We start from the raw sequence: 13,991 nt of genomic DNA, 5'->3' as shown, positions 1-13,991 counted from the left end.
CGTTATACAACATGACTATCAGCATCATCGGTATTGGCTTGCTGGGCGGCTCGTTTGCGCTGGCCGTTCGGGAAAAATACCCCAAAGCCACCTTTGTGGGCGTCGATGCGTCGGCCGTACACGGCCAACTGGCCTTGGCCAAAGGCATTGTCGATACCATCCTGCCGCTGGATGAGGCCCTCGCCCAAAGTACGCTGGTGGTGTTAGCTACACCCGTTAACACCATTCTGTCCCTGTTGCCGAGTGTGCTGGATCAACTGCCCGCTGGGGCAACGGTGCTCGATCTGGGGTCGACTAAAGAAAGCATCTGTGCGCTGGCCGACGCGCACCCAAATCGTCCGCAGTTTGTCGCGGCGCACCCAATGGCGGGTACCGAAAACTCGGGTCCCGGCGCGGCGTTCAAAGAACTGTTGCCCGGTAAAAACCTGATCATCTGCGATCGCGAAAAAAGCCATCCGGATAGCCTGAAACTGGCCGAAGCACTGTTTTCCGATATCGGCATGAAGCTCTTTTACATGACGCCGCAGGAACACGACCTGCACCTCGCCTACGTGTCGCACCTGAGCCACGTAAGCGCCTTCGCGCTGGGCCTGACGGTGCTGGAAAAAGAAAAGGACGAGCAGGCCATTTTCGATATGGCGAGCACGGGTTTCGGGAGTACCGTCCGGCTGGCGAAAAGCTCACCACAAATGTGGGCACCCATTTTCGACCAGAACCGCGACAACGTTTCGCAGGCACTAGCGGATTACATTGAGTTGTTGCAGCGGTTCAAAGCCCTGATCGACGACCGCGACGTACCGGCCTCCCTCGATTTCATGGCCCGCGCCAACGTCATCCGCCGGGTGCTGGAAGGCATCGAAAAGCGGTAGCCAACTAACTTGATAGCAGGCCGGTCCGGTCGCTCAGTAAATTCGCTTTCGTAGGTGCGTCATCTATCGTTCATTAGGGGTATACATAATGTGCGATCCTTGTATGAAACAGATTCAATGGCTAAGTGTGATGGTAGTGGCTATCATCGGATTGGCTGGCTGCCAACCCCGGTCGGTTGATCCTGCACAGGAAGTGGACCGGCGCCTGGCACGGGTACGTTGGTTTATAGATGAAACCAGCACAAGGCCCCTTACCGAGGATCGCTACGTGTATGATCAGAACGGCCGCCTGGCGAAACTAGAGAACTGGGGACACGATAAAGGAGGTGAACTCAGTGTCACACGCTATCAGACCTATACGTACGACTCAACCGGGCGATTGCAGAAACGCAACGACTATTCGCGACTGTTGCAGTCGGAGCCCTGGCGTTCGGGTAGGGAATGGGTTTACACGTACCCAAGTCCGGACAGGATGATTGAAAGTGATTATTTTATCGACAATCAGACGCCGCCGACCAACTGGCGGCATTTAGTTAGCTACGTCCATACGGATTATAACAGGGACAAACAGCCGATACAAGTCGCGTACTATACACGCGAAGGTCAGTTGAACGCCCGCGTCGTAAATACCTATGAGTCGGGTAAGCTAGTACGTGAAGAGTACCAGCAGCCAGTTGGCACTGTCAGCAGCTATAAAGTATACCATTACGACGGGACTAGCGTACGGGTTGATTCGTACGCACCGGCGTATCGGCCGGGTAAAGTCGAAGAACGTCAGCAAACACTGGACAGTAAGGGGCGTGTAATTAGCGACGTTATCACCCTGTCGGAAAACTTAAACTGGGAGCCCTATTCTGGGCCCAAAGTGGTGCGCTACGAGTACGTTCGGTGAGGTGTTATCAGAGGCCAGGTACGGGCAGCCAAAGAAAAATCGGTTTGGAGCAAACAGTTGCTGGTATGGTTTAGTAGAAGGATAGGAGACAGGCACCGACTGGCTCAATTCATGTTTCAACAAGTATTACCCATGCAGTCAACAACAGACAAACCGGCCGTAGCGTCGGGAACAATTACACTCGGCGGTGATTTGACCGTCAACCGAATGGGCTACGGAGCCATGCGCATCACCGGCGAAGGCATCTGGGGGCCGCCCAAAGACCGCGATGAAGCCCTACGCGTGCTGAAACGCTGCCTCGACCTCGGCATTAACTTTATCGACACCGCCGATAGCTACGGGCCTTTCGTATCGGAAGAACTAATTGCCGAAGCCCTCCATCCGTATGCAAACGATCTGGTAATCGGCACGAAAGGGGCATTGCTACGTACCGGCCCGAATCAGTGGCCCGTCGACGGTAGCCGCAAGCACTTGGAGGAAGCGCTGAATGGTAGCCTGAAACGGCTGAAACTAGAGCAGATTCAACTGTACCAGCTCCACCGCTTTGATGATAAAGTGCCGTCGGAAGAATACCTCGGCTTCCTGAAAGAAGCGCAGCAGCAAGGCAAGATCAAGCACATCGGCCTATCGGAAGTAACCGTCGAGCAGATCAAAGAAGCCCAGCAGTATTTTGAAGTGGTGTCGGTACAGAATATGTACAGCTTCGGGCAACAGAAATGGAACGACGTGTTGGCTTATTGCGAAGACCAGAACATTGCTTTCATCCCGTGGTATCCACTGGGTGGTGGTGATCTGGGTAACGCCGCCGCCATCAAGCGGGTGGCCGAACGCCACAATGCCACCGAGCATCAGATTGCCCTGGCGTGGCTGTTGGCTGCATCGCCCATGATGCTGTTGATTCCAGGTACGTCGTCAGTGAAGCATTTGGAGGAAAACACCGCCGCTGCCGAGATCAAACTAACGGACGACGATTTGCAGGATATGCCACTGCCTGCTGGCGCATAACAACGTGATCGGTACAAAAGGATAAGGGTGAGTTGGCTGACACAGGACTAGATCTTGCGCGTCAGCCAACTCACCCTTATCCTTTTGTACCGATTACTCAGGGTACTACTTCGTTTTCAGCGCTTCCATCTTCTCGCGGGCGGCTTTCAGCTGCGAAAGTTGGCTGGTCAAGTCTTCTTTGATGTAAGCCGGCAGCTTATCATTCTCGATAGCACTCTCGTAGGCTTCTACGGCAGCGTTTTCACCGAAGGTCACCGAGCTCAATACCGTGTCGCGGTCTTTGCCGGTCAGGGCCGACTTGATGTCGATCCAGGCACGGTGAATTTTGCTGCTAACGTCGGTCGTGGTGGCGTCCGAAACGGCCGAGCCATCGATGCGCACGATGTGGTCGGCTAGCTGGCTACGGAAGTTCTGGCTCTGCACGATCATCTCGTTGAAGAGGTGGTCGAGTTGCGTGTCTTCTGTATCTTCAACCGCTTTCATATAGCCTTGAATGCGGTCGTTATTGATTTTTACCAGTTCGTTGAGATCCTCAACAATATCATCATTCTTAATCATGACTAACGTGGGGTAAATGGTTTAACAATCCGTATTTACAACCATAGCCATAAGTGAATGTTTGAAAGAGTTTCTGAACGTAAAGGCGCGAGGGAAATCGCGAAGGTCGCAACGTGTTTTTCTCATTGACTAAAGAAAACACATCGCGGTCTTTGCGATTTCCCTCGCGCCTTTGCGATCAGAAAGCTTAAAACTCAGCGGATTTGGGCGTGCGGGGGAAGGGGATCACGTCGCGGATGTTGCCCATGCCCGTTACGAATAGCACCAGCCGCTCGAAGCCCAGCCCGAAACCGGCGTGTGGGGCCGAGCCAAACCGGCGCGTATCCAGATACCACCAGATGGCTTCGGGCTCGATACCCACCTCGTGCATCCGCGCAGTGAGTTTGTCGAGGTCGTCTTCCCGCTGCGAGCCGCCGATGATTTCACCGATGCCAGGGAACAACACGTCCATCGCCCGCACCGTCGGACCGAATACGTCGCCGCGTTCGTTGGTGGCGGGGGCGTCGTCCTGTTTCATGTAGAACGCCTTAATTTCCCGGGGGTAGTTGGTTAGGATAACGGGTTTCTTGAAATGCTTCTCGACCAGATACCGCTCGTGTTCCGATTGCAGGTCGATTCCCCAGCTCACCTCATACTGGAACTGCCCTTTCTTGGCGGGTTTTGAATTGCGCAGAATCTCGACGGCCTGCGTGTAGGTAAGCCGCTCGAAATCGTTATCGACCACGAAACGCAGCTTGTCGAGCAGGCTCATCTCGCTCTGTTCTTCCTTTTTCTTCGTCTTTTCTTCCTCCTTCAACCGATTGTCGAGGAACGCGAGGTCGTCGGCGCAGTGGTCGAGTGCGTACCGAATCACTGACTTCACGAAGTCTTCGGCCAGATTCATGTTGTCTTCCAGCTCGAAAAACGCCATCTCGGGCTCAATCATCCAGAACTCGGCGAGGTGGCGGGTGGTGTTCGAGTTTTCGGCGCGGAACGTCGGCCCGAAGGTGTAAATCTTGCCCAGCGCCAGCGCACCCAGCTCGCCTTCCAGTTGGCCCGATACCGTCAGATTGGTTTCGCGGCCGAAGAAATCCTGGCTGTAATCAATTTTACCCTCCTCAGTTTTGGGCGGGTTCATCGGGTCGAGCGTCGACACGCGGAACATCTCACCGGCCCCTTCAGCATCCGACGCCGTGATGATGGGCGTGTTGAGGTAGTAAAAGCCGTTGTCGTTGTAATACTTGTGTACCGCAAAGGCCAATGCATGACGTACCCGCAGAATGGCGCTGAACGTGTTAGTGCGGGGCCGCAGGTGCGCAATCTCACGCAGGAATTCGAGCGAGTGCCGCTTGGGTTGCAGTGGGTATTTCTCGGGGTCGGCCGGGCCGTAGATGTGTACGTCGGTGATTTTAACTTCTACCGCCTGCCCCGCGCCCTGCGAAGCAACCAGCTCACCCGTGATAGCCACGCAGGCGCCGGTGGTAATGAGGCGGAGTGTTTCGTCGGGCAATTGACCCGCTTCGGCCACCGCCTGAATCGTATGGATAGTGGAGCCGTCGTTGAGGGCGATGAAGACAGCGTTTTTGCTTTCGCGCTTGGTACGTACCCAGCCTTTCACCGTCACGGTCTGGCCAGGTTCCGTCTGAAGCAGTTGCTTGACAGGTAGGTAACTCATAGCCACAAAGGTACGTGGTTAGGAGAAACGGTCATTTGGCTGTGCCGTCATTAAATAGGCATTCGTTGCCGTTCGCCGTGAAATTTTGCACAACGAATGACAACAACCCTAGTTCCAGCCGCCACCCAGCGCACGGTATACGGCGACCGTAGCCGTTAGCTGTTGCATACGGGTTTCTACCAGTTGCAGGCGCGACTCCTGCGCGTCGCGTTGGGTAAGCAGTACTTCCATGTAGTCGGCGCGGGCTGAGCGGAACAGGCTGTTGGAAATGCTGATCGACTGGGTCAGCGCCTGTACTTCCTTCTCTTTCCGTTCGTAGCTCTTGCCCAGGTTATCGATCCGCGACAGCTGGTTCGTCACTTCCGTGAAGGCGTTCAGCACCGTTCGTTCGTACTGATAAACGGCCTGCAACTGCTTGGCCGTAGCGGTGTTGTACGTGGCCCGGATACCGTTCTTGTTCACGATTGGTCCAACCAGATCGCCCGCCAGTGACGAGAGCATCGACGCCGGATTGAACAGATACCCCGGCGTGAACGCATTCAGACCAAGGGCTGCCGACAGCCGCAAAGAAGGGTAAAAATTCGCCTGTGCCGATTTCACGTCCAGCTTAGCGGCTATCAGGTTCAACTCGGCCTGCCGGATGTCGGGGCGGTTGGCCAGCAGTTGCGAGGGCAGACCCGTAGTGACCGTAGGCAACCCCGTACCATTAAACGCCGCCGCGTTGCGAGCCACCGGCTGCGGGTAACGGCCTACCAGAAAATTGATCCGGTTTTCGGTTTCGATGATTCGCTGCTGAAGATCGAACTGAATACTCTGGGTGTTCAATACCTGCGCTTCAAACCGCCGAACGGCCAGTTCGGTCACCTTGGCGGCTTCCTTCTCCTGCCGGATAATCGACAGTACGTTGTTCTGCACCTCGATGTTCTGCCGAACAATCGCCAGCTGATTATCAAGGGCCAGCAACTCATAGTACGACGTCGCGATTTCGGCGATGAGGTTAGTCACCATGAAATTCCGACCCTCTACCGACGCCAGATACCGGTTTACGGCCGCCTGCTTGGCGTTCCTGAGCTTGTGCCAGATATCGACCTCCCAGGTGGCAAAAGCGCTGATCAGAAAATCGGGCAGGGGTTCGGGCGTTTCCCGGTCCGGGGCGATGTCGATGTTCTTTTCCAGAGCACCGATGTTGGTATATCGCCCCACTTTATCGACACCGGCTCCACCACGGACACCCACGAAGGGCCTGTATTCCCCCTGACGAGCCAGTACTTCATTCTGCGAAACGGCAATCTCCTGCAACGTGATGTTCAGTTCCTGGTTGTTGAGCAGGGCCGTGTCGATCAGGTTGCGCAGGTTCTGATCGGGAAAGAAGTCCTGCCACTTGATCCGCGCCGCATTCGTGGTGTCCGACGTGTAGCTGTACTTACCGGGAACACCCCGGTTTTCGTCCCGGATGGTTGTTTGGGGGGCTTTGCAGGCCCCAATGGCCAGTAAGATCCCCCCCACAACGATTCCTTTATGCATGATCTGTTTCCTCAACATAGTGCGGCTCAATGGCTTCAGTTAATGGTGATTCGTCTTCATCCCGGATCATCTTGCGGCCGTCGGCCAGTGAACCAAAGATGTAATACAGGCCGGGGATGATGATAACCCCGAAAATGGTGCCGAACAGCATGCCCCCCATGGCCGAAGCACCGATGGTGCGGTTGCCAATGGCGCCCGCTCCTTTGGCGAGGATCAGCGGAATCAGACCGGCGACGAACGCAAAGGAGGTCATCAGGATCGGGCGGAAACGAACTTTGGCCCCTTCAATCGCCGCGTTCAGGATCGTCTCGCCCTGCTGTCGTTTCTGCACGGCAAACTCCACAATCAGTACGGCGTTTTTACCCAACAGACCAACCAGCATGATGAGGCCGATCTGCGCGTAGATGTTGTTTTCCAGACCCATGAGCTTCAGCAGCAGGAATGAGCCGAATACCCCAACCGGCAGCGAGAACACTACGGCCAGCGGAATGATGAAGCTCTCATACTGCGCCGCCAGCACCATATAGACGAAGGCCAACACGATCAGGAAGACGTAGAGCGACTCATTGCCCCGGATCGATTCGTCGTAGGATAGCCCCTCAAACGCGATGTCGTACCCTTTTGGCAGCGTCTTGGCGGCCACCTCCCGGATCGCTGCAATGGCGTCGGCCGTGGTGTAGCCTTTGGCGGGAAGCCCCTGGATAGCCGCCGAGTTGTACAGGTTGAAGCGGGTAATCTCGTTCGGTCCCTGCCCTTTTTTCAGCTTCATGAACGACGAGTACGGTACCATTTCGCCCTCATCATTCTTGACGAACAGCTTCAGCAGGTCAGACGGTAACCGCCGGAAGCTGGGATCCGACTGTACATACACTTTAAAGAACTGGTTGAACTTGATAAAGCCCTGTTCGTAAGTACTACCGATCATGATGTTCAGGTTGTCCATCGCCTTCCCGATCGACACGCCTTTCTGCATGGCCAGGTTGTTGTCGATCTCCAGTTCATACTGCGGGTAGTTGGCCGCGAAGAAGGTAAACAGGCCGGTCAGCTCGGGGCGTTTGGCCAGGTTATCCATGAACTGCTTGTTGATCTTGTCAAATTCGCTGTAGTCGGTATCCGTGTTTTTGTCGAGCAGACGCATCGAGAAACCGCCCGACGTACCGAAACCGGGAATTGCCGGTGGTTCGAAGAATTCGACGGTCGCGCCCAGGTTCCGCGATTTCTCTTCCAACTCTTCCATGATCTCCTTCACGTTTTTGTCGCGCTCCGACCAGGGCTTAAGGTTGATCAGACACGTACCCGCGTTGGAACCCCGACCCTCGGTCATGATTTCGTAGCCAGCCAGCGACGAGATCGACTCGATACCCGGCACCTCTTCGCAAATCTTCTGGAGATTCCGGGACACCTGGTTGGTCTTCTCCAGCGTCGAGCCCGGCGGCGTCTGAATGATGGCGTAGATCGTGCTCTGATCTTCGTTTGGGATGAAACCCGCAGGCAGAATTTTGTTCACGAACACAATGCCCGCGCAGAAACCCGCCAACACGGCAAACGTGACGAAGCGCCGATTGACGATCAGCCGCAGCAGCCCCACATACCAGCCCGTCATTTTATCGAAGCCCTGGTTGAAACGGTCGATCGCCCGGCTCAGGATATTCTTTTTGGGCGGATGGCCGTGGTGGTTTTTCAGCAGCATGGCGCACAAAACGGGCGTCAGCGTCAGGGCGATGATGGCCGAAATCACAATCGAGCTGGCCATCGTGATTGAAAACTGCCGGTAGAACGTACCCACAGGACCCGACATGAATGAGATGGGCAGGAATACCGACACCATCACGAGGGTAATGGCAATAATGGCCCCGCTGATCTCGCCCAGCACTTCCCTGACGGCCCCAAAGGGCGTTAGCTTCGGCTTTTCTTCCATCTTGGCGTGCACGGCTTCTACCACCACAATGGCGTCATCGACCACAATCCCGATGGCCAGTACCAGGGCGAAGAGCGTAATGAGGTTGATCGACAACCCAAAGCCCTGAATCACGAAGAAGGCCCCGATCAACGATACCGGCACCGCCAGAATCGGAATGAGGGTAGACCGCCAGTCGCCCAGGAAGATAAACACCACCAGCGCGACCAGAATGAAGGCGTCGCGGAGGGTATCGATGACCTGCTCGATCGAGGCGTCCAGGAAGTTGGATACGTCGTAGCTGATTTTGTAATCGACGCCCGGCGGGAAAGACGCTTTCATCACGTCGAGTTTCTCTTTCACTTCGTCGATTACGTCGCTGGCGTTACTGCCGTAGTTTTGGCGCAAGACAATGGCCGCCGACGCATGGCCGTCGAGGTTGGAGTAGATGTCGAAGAATTCGCTACCTAGTTCAACGTGGGCAATGTCTTTGAGGTGAATGCTTTCCCCGGCCGAGTTGGCCCGAACAATGATGTTCTCGTATTCTTCCGGCTTGTTGTAGCGCCCTTTGTAGGTCAGCACGTATTCCAGCGACTGCGCCGCAATACCCGAGCTTTGCCCGATCCGGCCTGGCCGCCCGATGATGCTCTGCTCACCGATCGCCTTCATGACTTCCTCCGTCGAGATGTTGTAGGCCCGCATCCGGTCGGGGTTGAGCCACACGCGCATGGCGTAGCGGCGGCTACCCAGAATCTGCGCCCGGGCAATCCCCTTCGTCCGCTGGATCTCGGGAATCATCTTCACCGTGGCGTAGTTGAACAGGAATTTTTCGTCGATGCTCTTATTGGTCGAATAGAGGTTGACGTACATCAACATACTCGGCTGAATGGGCGTGATCACAACCCCTTCGCGCTGTACCAGTTCGGGGAGCAGCGGCATCACCTGGTCGACCCGCGTTTTCACCCGGATAACGGCGTCGTTGGGGTCGGTGCCCGGCTCGAAAATGATCCGGAGCGTGGCTTCACCGGCGCTCGTAGCATCGGTGGCGATGTAGCGCATATCCTGCACCCCGTTGATCGCCTGTTCCAGCGTAATCAGCGTGGATTTAACCAGCACGTCGGCGCTGGAACCGGGATAGGCAATGAAAATATTGACCGTCGTCGGCGCAATATCGGGGAACTGTGAAATCGGTAACTTCTTAATAGCCAGTACGCCGATAAAGACAATCATGATCGAAATCACGATTGCGAAAACGGGCCTGCGTATGAATTTAGCAAACATAGTTTCTGCTTAAGAATGTATAATGAAAAATGGATAATGTACAATGTATGGGGTAGGCGAACACTATGTGCTAAATGAGGTGTGACTAGACCGTGACTATTGTTTTTCACGCTACATCACTCATTGTACATTGTTCATTACGCATTGTACATCAGTTCTCTCTACTCGGCATACAGACCCAGATTGGCGATGACAGAGGCAGGCTGCTCAAACTTGTAGTGTATTTTTTCGTTCTCTTTCACCTGGCGCAAGCCCTCCAGCAGGATCTTGTCGTCTTTATTGAGACCATCCCGAACGATGAAAATGTGCGGTAGCTCGGCCGCTATGCTGATCTCCCGCGACCGGATCACGCCCTTGCTGTCAACCACGTAGACGTATTTCTTTTCGAGTACTTCGAACGTGGCTTTCTGCGGAATGATCAGCGCCTTCTTGAGGGGTACCGTCATTTCAATGCTGCCCGTTTCGCCGTGGCGCAGCAGCCCTTTGGGGTTGGGGAATGTGGCCCGGAAAGCGATGTTACCCGTCTCGTTGTTGAAATCGGCTTCGATGGTCTCCACAACGCCGGCGTAGGGGAATCGCTCGTTGTTGGCCATCAGCAGGTGTACGTTCTGCGGTCCGTTGGCGTGCGTCTTGAAGTTTAGATACTCGGCCTCAGGTACGTTGAAATAGACCCACATCTTGCTGTTGTCCGACAGGGTCGTGAGCAAATCGCCCTCATCGACCATGCTGCCCTGACGTACCCGGAACTGATCCATGATGCCATTGAAGGGTGCTTTGATCGTCGTGAATTGCAGGTGCGTTTTGGCCAGATTCACTTCGGCTTTGGCCTTGTCGAACTTGGCTTTAGACAGGGCAAGCTCATTTTTCGACACGATGTTGCTGTCGGCCAGCCGTTTGGTGTTGCGGTACTCGATGTCGACGTAGTTGGCCTCGGCCTCTGACTTTTGCAGTTCAGCCTGATAGACAATCGGCATAATCTGGAACATCAGCTGCCCCTGCCTAACGGCCTGCCCTTCGTCGACGAAAATCTTTTGCAGATAGCCCTTTTCCAGCGCGCGCAGCTCAATGTGCTGAATGGCATGAATCTGTGACACGTACTCTTTGGTCACCATCGTGTCTTTCTGCAAGGGGCTGGTCACCCGGAAGCTGACCTCTTCTTCTTTCTTTTCTTCTTTTTTTTCACAGCTTGCAAGGCCCAAAAAACCAAACAGACTGATAAGCACGAGTACTCGATTCATGGTGTTTTATTGTTTACGGAAAGCGTTAAATAGCCGTAGTGAAAAGGGGAAGTTCGGGTACGTATTGTACTGAGAGCGGCAAATGCCTAACCCACGAATGATTGTGGGGTATTGGTGTAAACTATTGATAGTGAACGAGGAGGCCTGTTGATCAAGGCTAAGGACCGCGCTAAGGAGCAACGTAGCGCGCCCGTCGGAAGCGCTAATGGGGCGGCGGCGCTTCGGCTTTAATGGCTGAGTCGGGCAATTGAATTGACTCAACAAAAGCGGGCTTTGTCAGCGGGCGGGGCATCACTGCACAGGCGAGTAGCAGCCCAAAACCGTGGCGCAAAATCGAAGGCGAAGTCTGGTGTTGCATAGCTTGTGTCAGGTTGAATGACACAAAACACCGCCCGTGACATTAAAACGGGGTAAGAAAGACATTAGAATACAATGGAAATGTTTTAAAGCACCCCCGTAGGATAGTGTCTAATAAAGGTCTGGCCTACGAAAATTTATATTTATTGTTTTTAAGAGCCAACTAGTGTGGTAGGGATTCATGGAGGGCGATTCGGGCCATTAATTTCGGCCAGATTGCCCGTAAGGTATATGGTAAATTGGCGTGAATAAACTGCTGATAGACAGGATGAAATAAGCTTAATAAACTCGTTGTTAACTGCCCGAAAACGGCAATGGCGCAACGCAGCAATTGAGGCTGGTAGACCGTCAACTGCTGCGTTGCGCCGTGCGTGAATTAGAGATGTAGCGAACCTGCTTCGCGCTTATTTCTGAGTCGAGAAGGAGTAAGGGAAATCGGCCGGTTGGGTGCCCCGTTGCTGATTCGGTTTAGGCGTCATGGTAGCGTTGATAACGGCCCCGTTGAGCAGTTCACGGTGGCTGAGCCAGTTTTTGCTATAGGGTTTTCCGTTTACTGTTAATTGCCCGATATAGCGATTCTGGTCACTGTTGGCGGGGGCGTTGATCACGATTTTTTTGCCGTTTTCGAGCGTAGCCGTCACCTTTTTGAACAGCGGTGCTCCCAGCACGTACTGGTCAGACGCGGGGCAAACGGGGTAGAAGCCCATCGCCGTAAACACGTACCAGGCCGAGGTTTGGCCGTTGTCTTCATCGCCGCAGTAGCCGTCGGGCGTGGGCAGGTACATCCGGTTCAGCACCTCACGGAGCCAGTATTGCGCTTTCCAAGGCTCACCGGCGTAGTTGTAGAGGTAAATCATGTGCTGAATAGGCTGATTGCCGTGCGCATACTGGCCCATGTTGGCAATCTGCATCTCCCGGATTTCGTGAATGACCCCGCCATAATAGCTTTCATCGTAAACCGGTGGCATCGTGAACACCGAGTCGAGTTTGGCGACGAATTTCTGCCGACCGCCCATTAGATCGACCAGCCCCTGCACGTCGTGGAAAACCGACCAGGTGTAATGCCAGCTGTTACCCTCGGTAAAGGCGTCGCCCCATTTGAAGGGGTTGAACGGCGTCTGAAATTGCCCGTCTTTGTTCTTTCCGCGCATCAGGCCCGTTTGTTTGTCGAACAGGTTGCGGTAGTTCTGGCTGCGTTTGGCAAAACGGTCGATCTCGGCCTGCGGGCGTTTCAGGGCTTTCGCCAACTGGTAAATGGCAAAATCGTCGTAGGCGTATTCGAGGGTGCGGGCGGCGTTTTCGTTGATTTTTACGTCATACGGAACGTACCCAAGCGTGTTGTAGTACTGCGCGCCGCGGCGACCAACGGCGTCCATCGGGCCTTCGTTTTCCGAGTTCTTCAACAGCGCCTCATACAACGCGTTGATGTCGTAACCTCGCGCTCCTTTCAGGTACGCTTCGGCCACGATCGACGCCGAATTGGAGCCAACCATCACGTTGCGCAGGCCGGGACTAGCCCACTCCGGTAGCCACCCGCCTTCTTTGTACGCATTGGCGAGCCCTTCCTGCATCTGGGCGTTCAACGCCGGGTACATCAGGTTCAGGAACGGGAACATCGAGCGGAACGTATCCCAGAAACCCGTGTCGGTAAACATATAGCCGGGACGTACCTCGCCGTTATACGGGCTGTAGTGCACGACCTTGCCATCGGCGCCGTATTCGTAAAACTTGCGCGGAAACAGCAGCGACCGGTACAGGCACGAGTAGAACGTCTGCATCTGCGCCAGCGACCCACCCTCAACCTGAATTCGGTTCAATTCCTTATTCCAGGCGTTTTTGGCTTTCTGCTTCACCAGCTCAAAGGAGTCGGTACCCAGTTCACCCAGGTTGCGGTCGGCCTGTTCGGCGCTGATAAACGAGGAGGCTACCCGAACGTGAACCTGCTCACCCTTCTGGGTGCGGAACCCCACCACCGCGCCGGCGTGGTTGGCCTGCAGTTCGAGGGTATCGTTGGCCAGTGTTTTGCCGTGCCAGGCCTGCGCCATCGCAAAAGGCTTGTCGAACACCAGTACGAAGTAATTCTTGAAATTCTTGGGGACGCCGCCGCTGTTGCGGGTCGTGTAGCCAATCACCTTGCGTTGGCCGGGAATGATCTTGACATACGAGCCTTTGTCGAACGCGTCGATCAGCACGTAGGCGCTGTCGGTTTTGGGAAACGTGAAGCGGAAACTGGCGGCGCGTTCGGTCGGGGCAATTTCAGTGGTTACGTCGTGGTCGGCGAGGTAAACGCTGTAGTAATAGGGCTTCACCACCTCGGCCTTGTGCGAAAACCAACTGGCGCGGTCGTCTTCGTTCAGGCGCAGTTTGCCGGTGATGGGCATGATCGAAAACTGGCCGTAATCGTTCATCCAGGGCGACGGCTGGTGCGTTTGCTTAAAGCCCCGAATCTTGTCGGATGCGTAGGTGTAGGCCCAGCCGTTACCCATTTTGCCGGTTTGCGGCATCCAGAAGTTCATGCCCCAGGGCAGGGCAATGGCTGGGTACGTGTTGCCGTTTGATAGACTGGGTTTGGAATCGGTGCCGATGAGCGGATTCACCAGATCGGCTCGGTCGGGGGAGGGGGTAGCAACAGGCTGGGCGTAGGCACCCGTCAGGGTAAGGGCTGCCAGCAGAGCGCAGCGTAGTGGGTTGAGCATATAGGAAAAAAGAGGGTTCA

Annotated in this window: 10 protein-coding genes; 3 read left to right on the top strand and 7 right to left on the bottom strand. The window is 54.9% G+C overall.

Going from position 1 to position 13,991, the window contains the following annotated elements; translation table 11 throughout:
• The first annotated feature begins 11 nt into the window (after positions 1 to 11).
• The 3 genes from FAES_RS22925 to FAES_RS22915 all read left to right on the top strand — a co-directional run bounded on the left by FAES_RS22925 (position 12) and on the right by FAES_RS22915 (position 2,766).
• A complete protein-coding gene (locus tag FAES_RS22925; protein WP_015333576.1) occupies positions 12 to 869 on the top strand; it encodes a prephenate dehydrogenase in 858 nt (285 codons plus the stop codon).
• 103 nt (positions 870 to 972) lie between these two features.
• A complete protein-coding gene (locus FAES_RS22920; protein ID WP_148289433.1) occupies positions 973 to 1,761 on the top strand; it encodes a hypothetical protein in 789 nt (262 codons plus the stop codon).
• A gap of 132 nt (positions 1,762 to 1,893) precedes the next feature.
• Positions 1,894 to 2,766, top strand: coding sequence for an aldo/keto reductase (locus FAES_RS22915; protein WP_041258309.1), 873 nt, complete (start codon positions 1,894 to 1,896; stop codon positions 2,764 to 2,766).
• Positions 2,767 to 2,871: 105 nt separating this feature from the next.
• On the opposite strand, the gene FAES_RS22910 is transcribed toward FAES_RS22915, so the two are convergent.
• From FAES_RS22910 to FAES_RS22885, 7 genes are all read right to left on the bottom strand, one after another.
• A complete protein-coding gene (locus tag FAES_RS22910; RefSeq protein WP_015333573.1) occupies positions 2,872 to 3,324 on the bottom strand; it encodes a ferritin-like domain-containing protein in 453 nt (150 codons plus the stop codon).
• Positions 3,325 to 3,511: 187 nt separating this feature from the next.
• Positions 3,512 to 4,978: an asparagine--tRNA ligase gene (gene asnS, locus FAES_RS22905; protein ID WP_015333572.1), complete on the bottom strand. Its 1,467-nt coding sequence runs from the start codon at positions 4,976 to 4,978 to the stop codon at positions 3,512 to 3,514.
• Between the two features lie 108 nt (positions 4,979 to 5,086).
• Positions 5,087 to 6,502 (bottom strand): TolC family protein, encoded by a 1,416-nt coding sequence (locus FAES_RS22900; protein ID WP_015333571.1) that lies wholly within the window; start codon positions 6,500 to 6,502, stop codon positions 5,087 to 5,089.
• Positions 6,495 to 9,680 (bottom strand): efflux RND transporter permease subunit, encoded by a 3,186-nt coding sequence (locus tag FAES_RS22895; protein WP_015333570.1) that lies wholly within the window; start codon positions 9,678 to 9,680, stop codon positions 6,495 to 6,497. Before FAES_RS22895 ends, FAES_RS22900 begins: the two co-directional genes overlap by 8 nt.
• Positions 9,681 to 9,841: 161 nt before the next feature.
• Complete coding sequence (locus tag FAES_RS22890) at positions 9,842 to 10,918, bottom strand: efflux RND transporter periplasmic adaptor subunit (RefSeq protein WP_015333569.1); 1,077 nt, start codon at positions 10,916 to 10,918, stop codon at positions 9,842 to 9,844.
• 202 nt (positions 10,919 to 11,120) lie between these two features.
• On the bottom strand, positions 11,121 to 11,276 hold the full coding sequence (locus tag FAES_RS30470; RefSeq protein ID WP_015333568.1) for a hypothetical protein: 156 nt from the start codon (positions 11,274 to 11,276) through the stop codon (positions 11,121 to 11,123).
• Between the two features lie 403 nt (positions 11,277 to 11,679).
• A complete protein-coding gene (locus FAES_RS22885; protein ID WP_015333567.1) occupies positions 11,680 to 13,971 on the bottom strand; it encodes a GH92 family glycosyl hydrolase in 2,292 nt (763 codons plus the stop codon).
• Positions 13,972 to 13,991: the final 20 nt, after the last annotated feature.

This window comes from Fibrella aestuarina BUZ 2 (assembly GCF_000331105.1).
GTDB lineage: Bacteria > Bacteroidota > Bacteroidia > Cytophagales > Spirosomataceae > Fibrella > Fibrella aestuarina.
This window is presented reverse-complemented; position numbering and strand designations above follow the sequence as displayed.

What these genes read in the sequence shown, in the direction of transcription:
- FAES_RS22925 (WP_015333576.1), top strand. Translation starts at nt 12, where the DNA reads ATGACTATCAGCATCATCGGTATTGGCTTGCTGGGCGGCTCGTTTGCG.
- FAES_RS22920 (WP_148289433.1), top strand. Translation starts at nt 973, where the DNA reads ATGAAACAGATTCAATGGCTAAGTGTGATGGTAGTGGCTATCATCGGA.
- FAES_RS22915 (WP_041258309.1), top strand. Translation starts at nt 1,894, where the DNA reads ATGCAGTCAACAACAGACAAACCGGCCGTAGCGTCGGGAACAATTACA.
- FAES_RS22910 (WP_015333573.1), bottom strand. Translation starts at nt 3,324, where the DNA reads ATGATTAAGAATGATGATATTGTTGAGGATCTCAACGAACTGGTAAAA.
- asnS (WP_015333572.1), bottom strand. Translation starts at nt 4,978, where the DNA reads ATGAGTTACCTACCTGTCAAGCAACTGCTTCAGACGGAACCTGGCCAG.
- FAES_RS22900 (WP_015333571.1), bottom strand. Translation starts at nt 6,502, where the DNA reads ATGCATAAAGGAATCGTTGTGGGGGGGATCTTACTGGCCATTGGGGCC.
- FAES_RS22895 (WP_015333570.1), bottom strand. Translation starts at nt 9,680, where the DNA reads ATGTTTGCTAAATTCATACGCAGGCCCGTTTTCGCAATCGTGATTTCG.
- FAES_RS22890 (WP_015333569.1), bottom strand. Translation starts at nt 10,918, where the DNA reads ATGAATCGAGTACTCGTGCTTATCAGTCTGTTTGGTTTTTTGGGCCTT.
- FAES_RS30470 (WP_015333568.1), bottom strand. Translation starts at nt 11,276, where the DNA reads ATGCAACACCAGACTTCGCCTTCGATTTTGCGCCACGGTTTTGGGCTG.
- FAES_RS22885 (WP_015333567.1), bottom strand. Translation starts at nt 13,971, where the DNA reads ATGCTCAACCCACTACGCTGCGCTCTGCTGGCAGCCCTTACCCTGACG.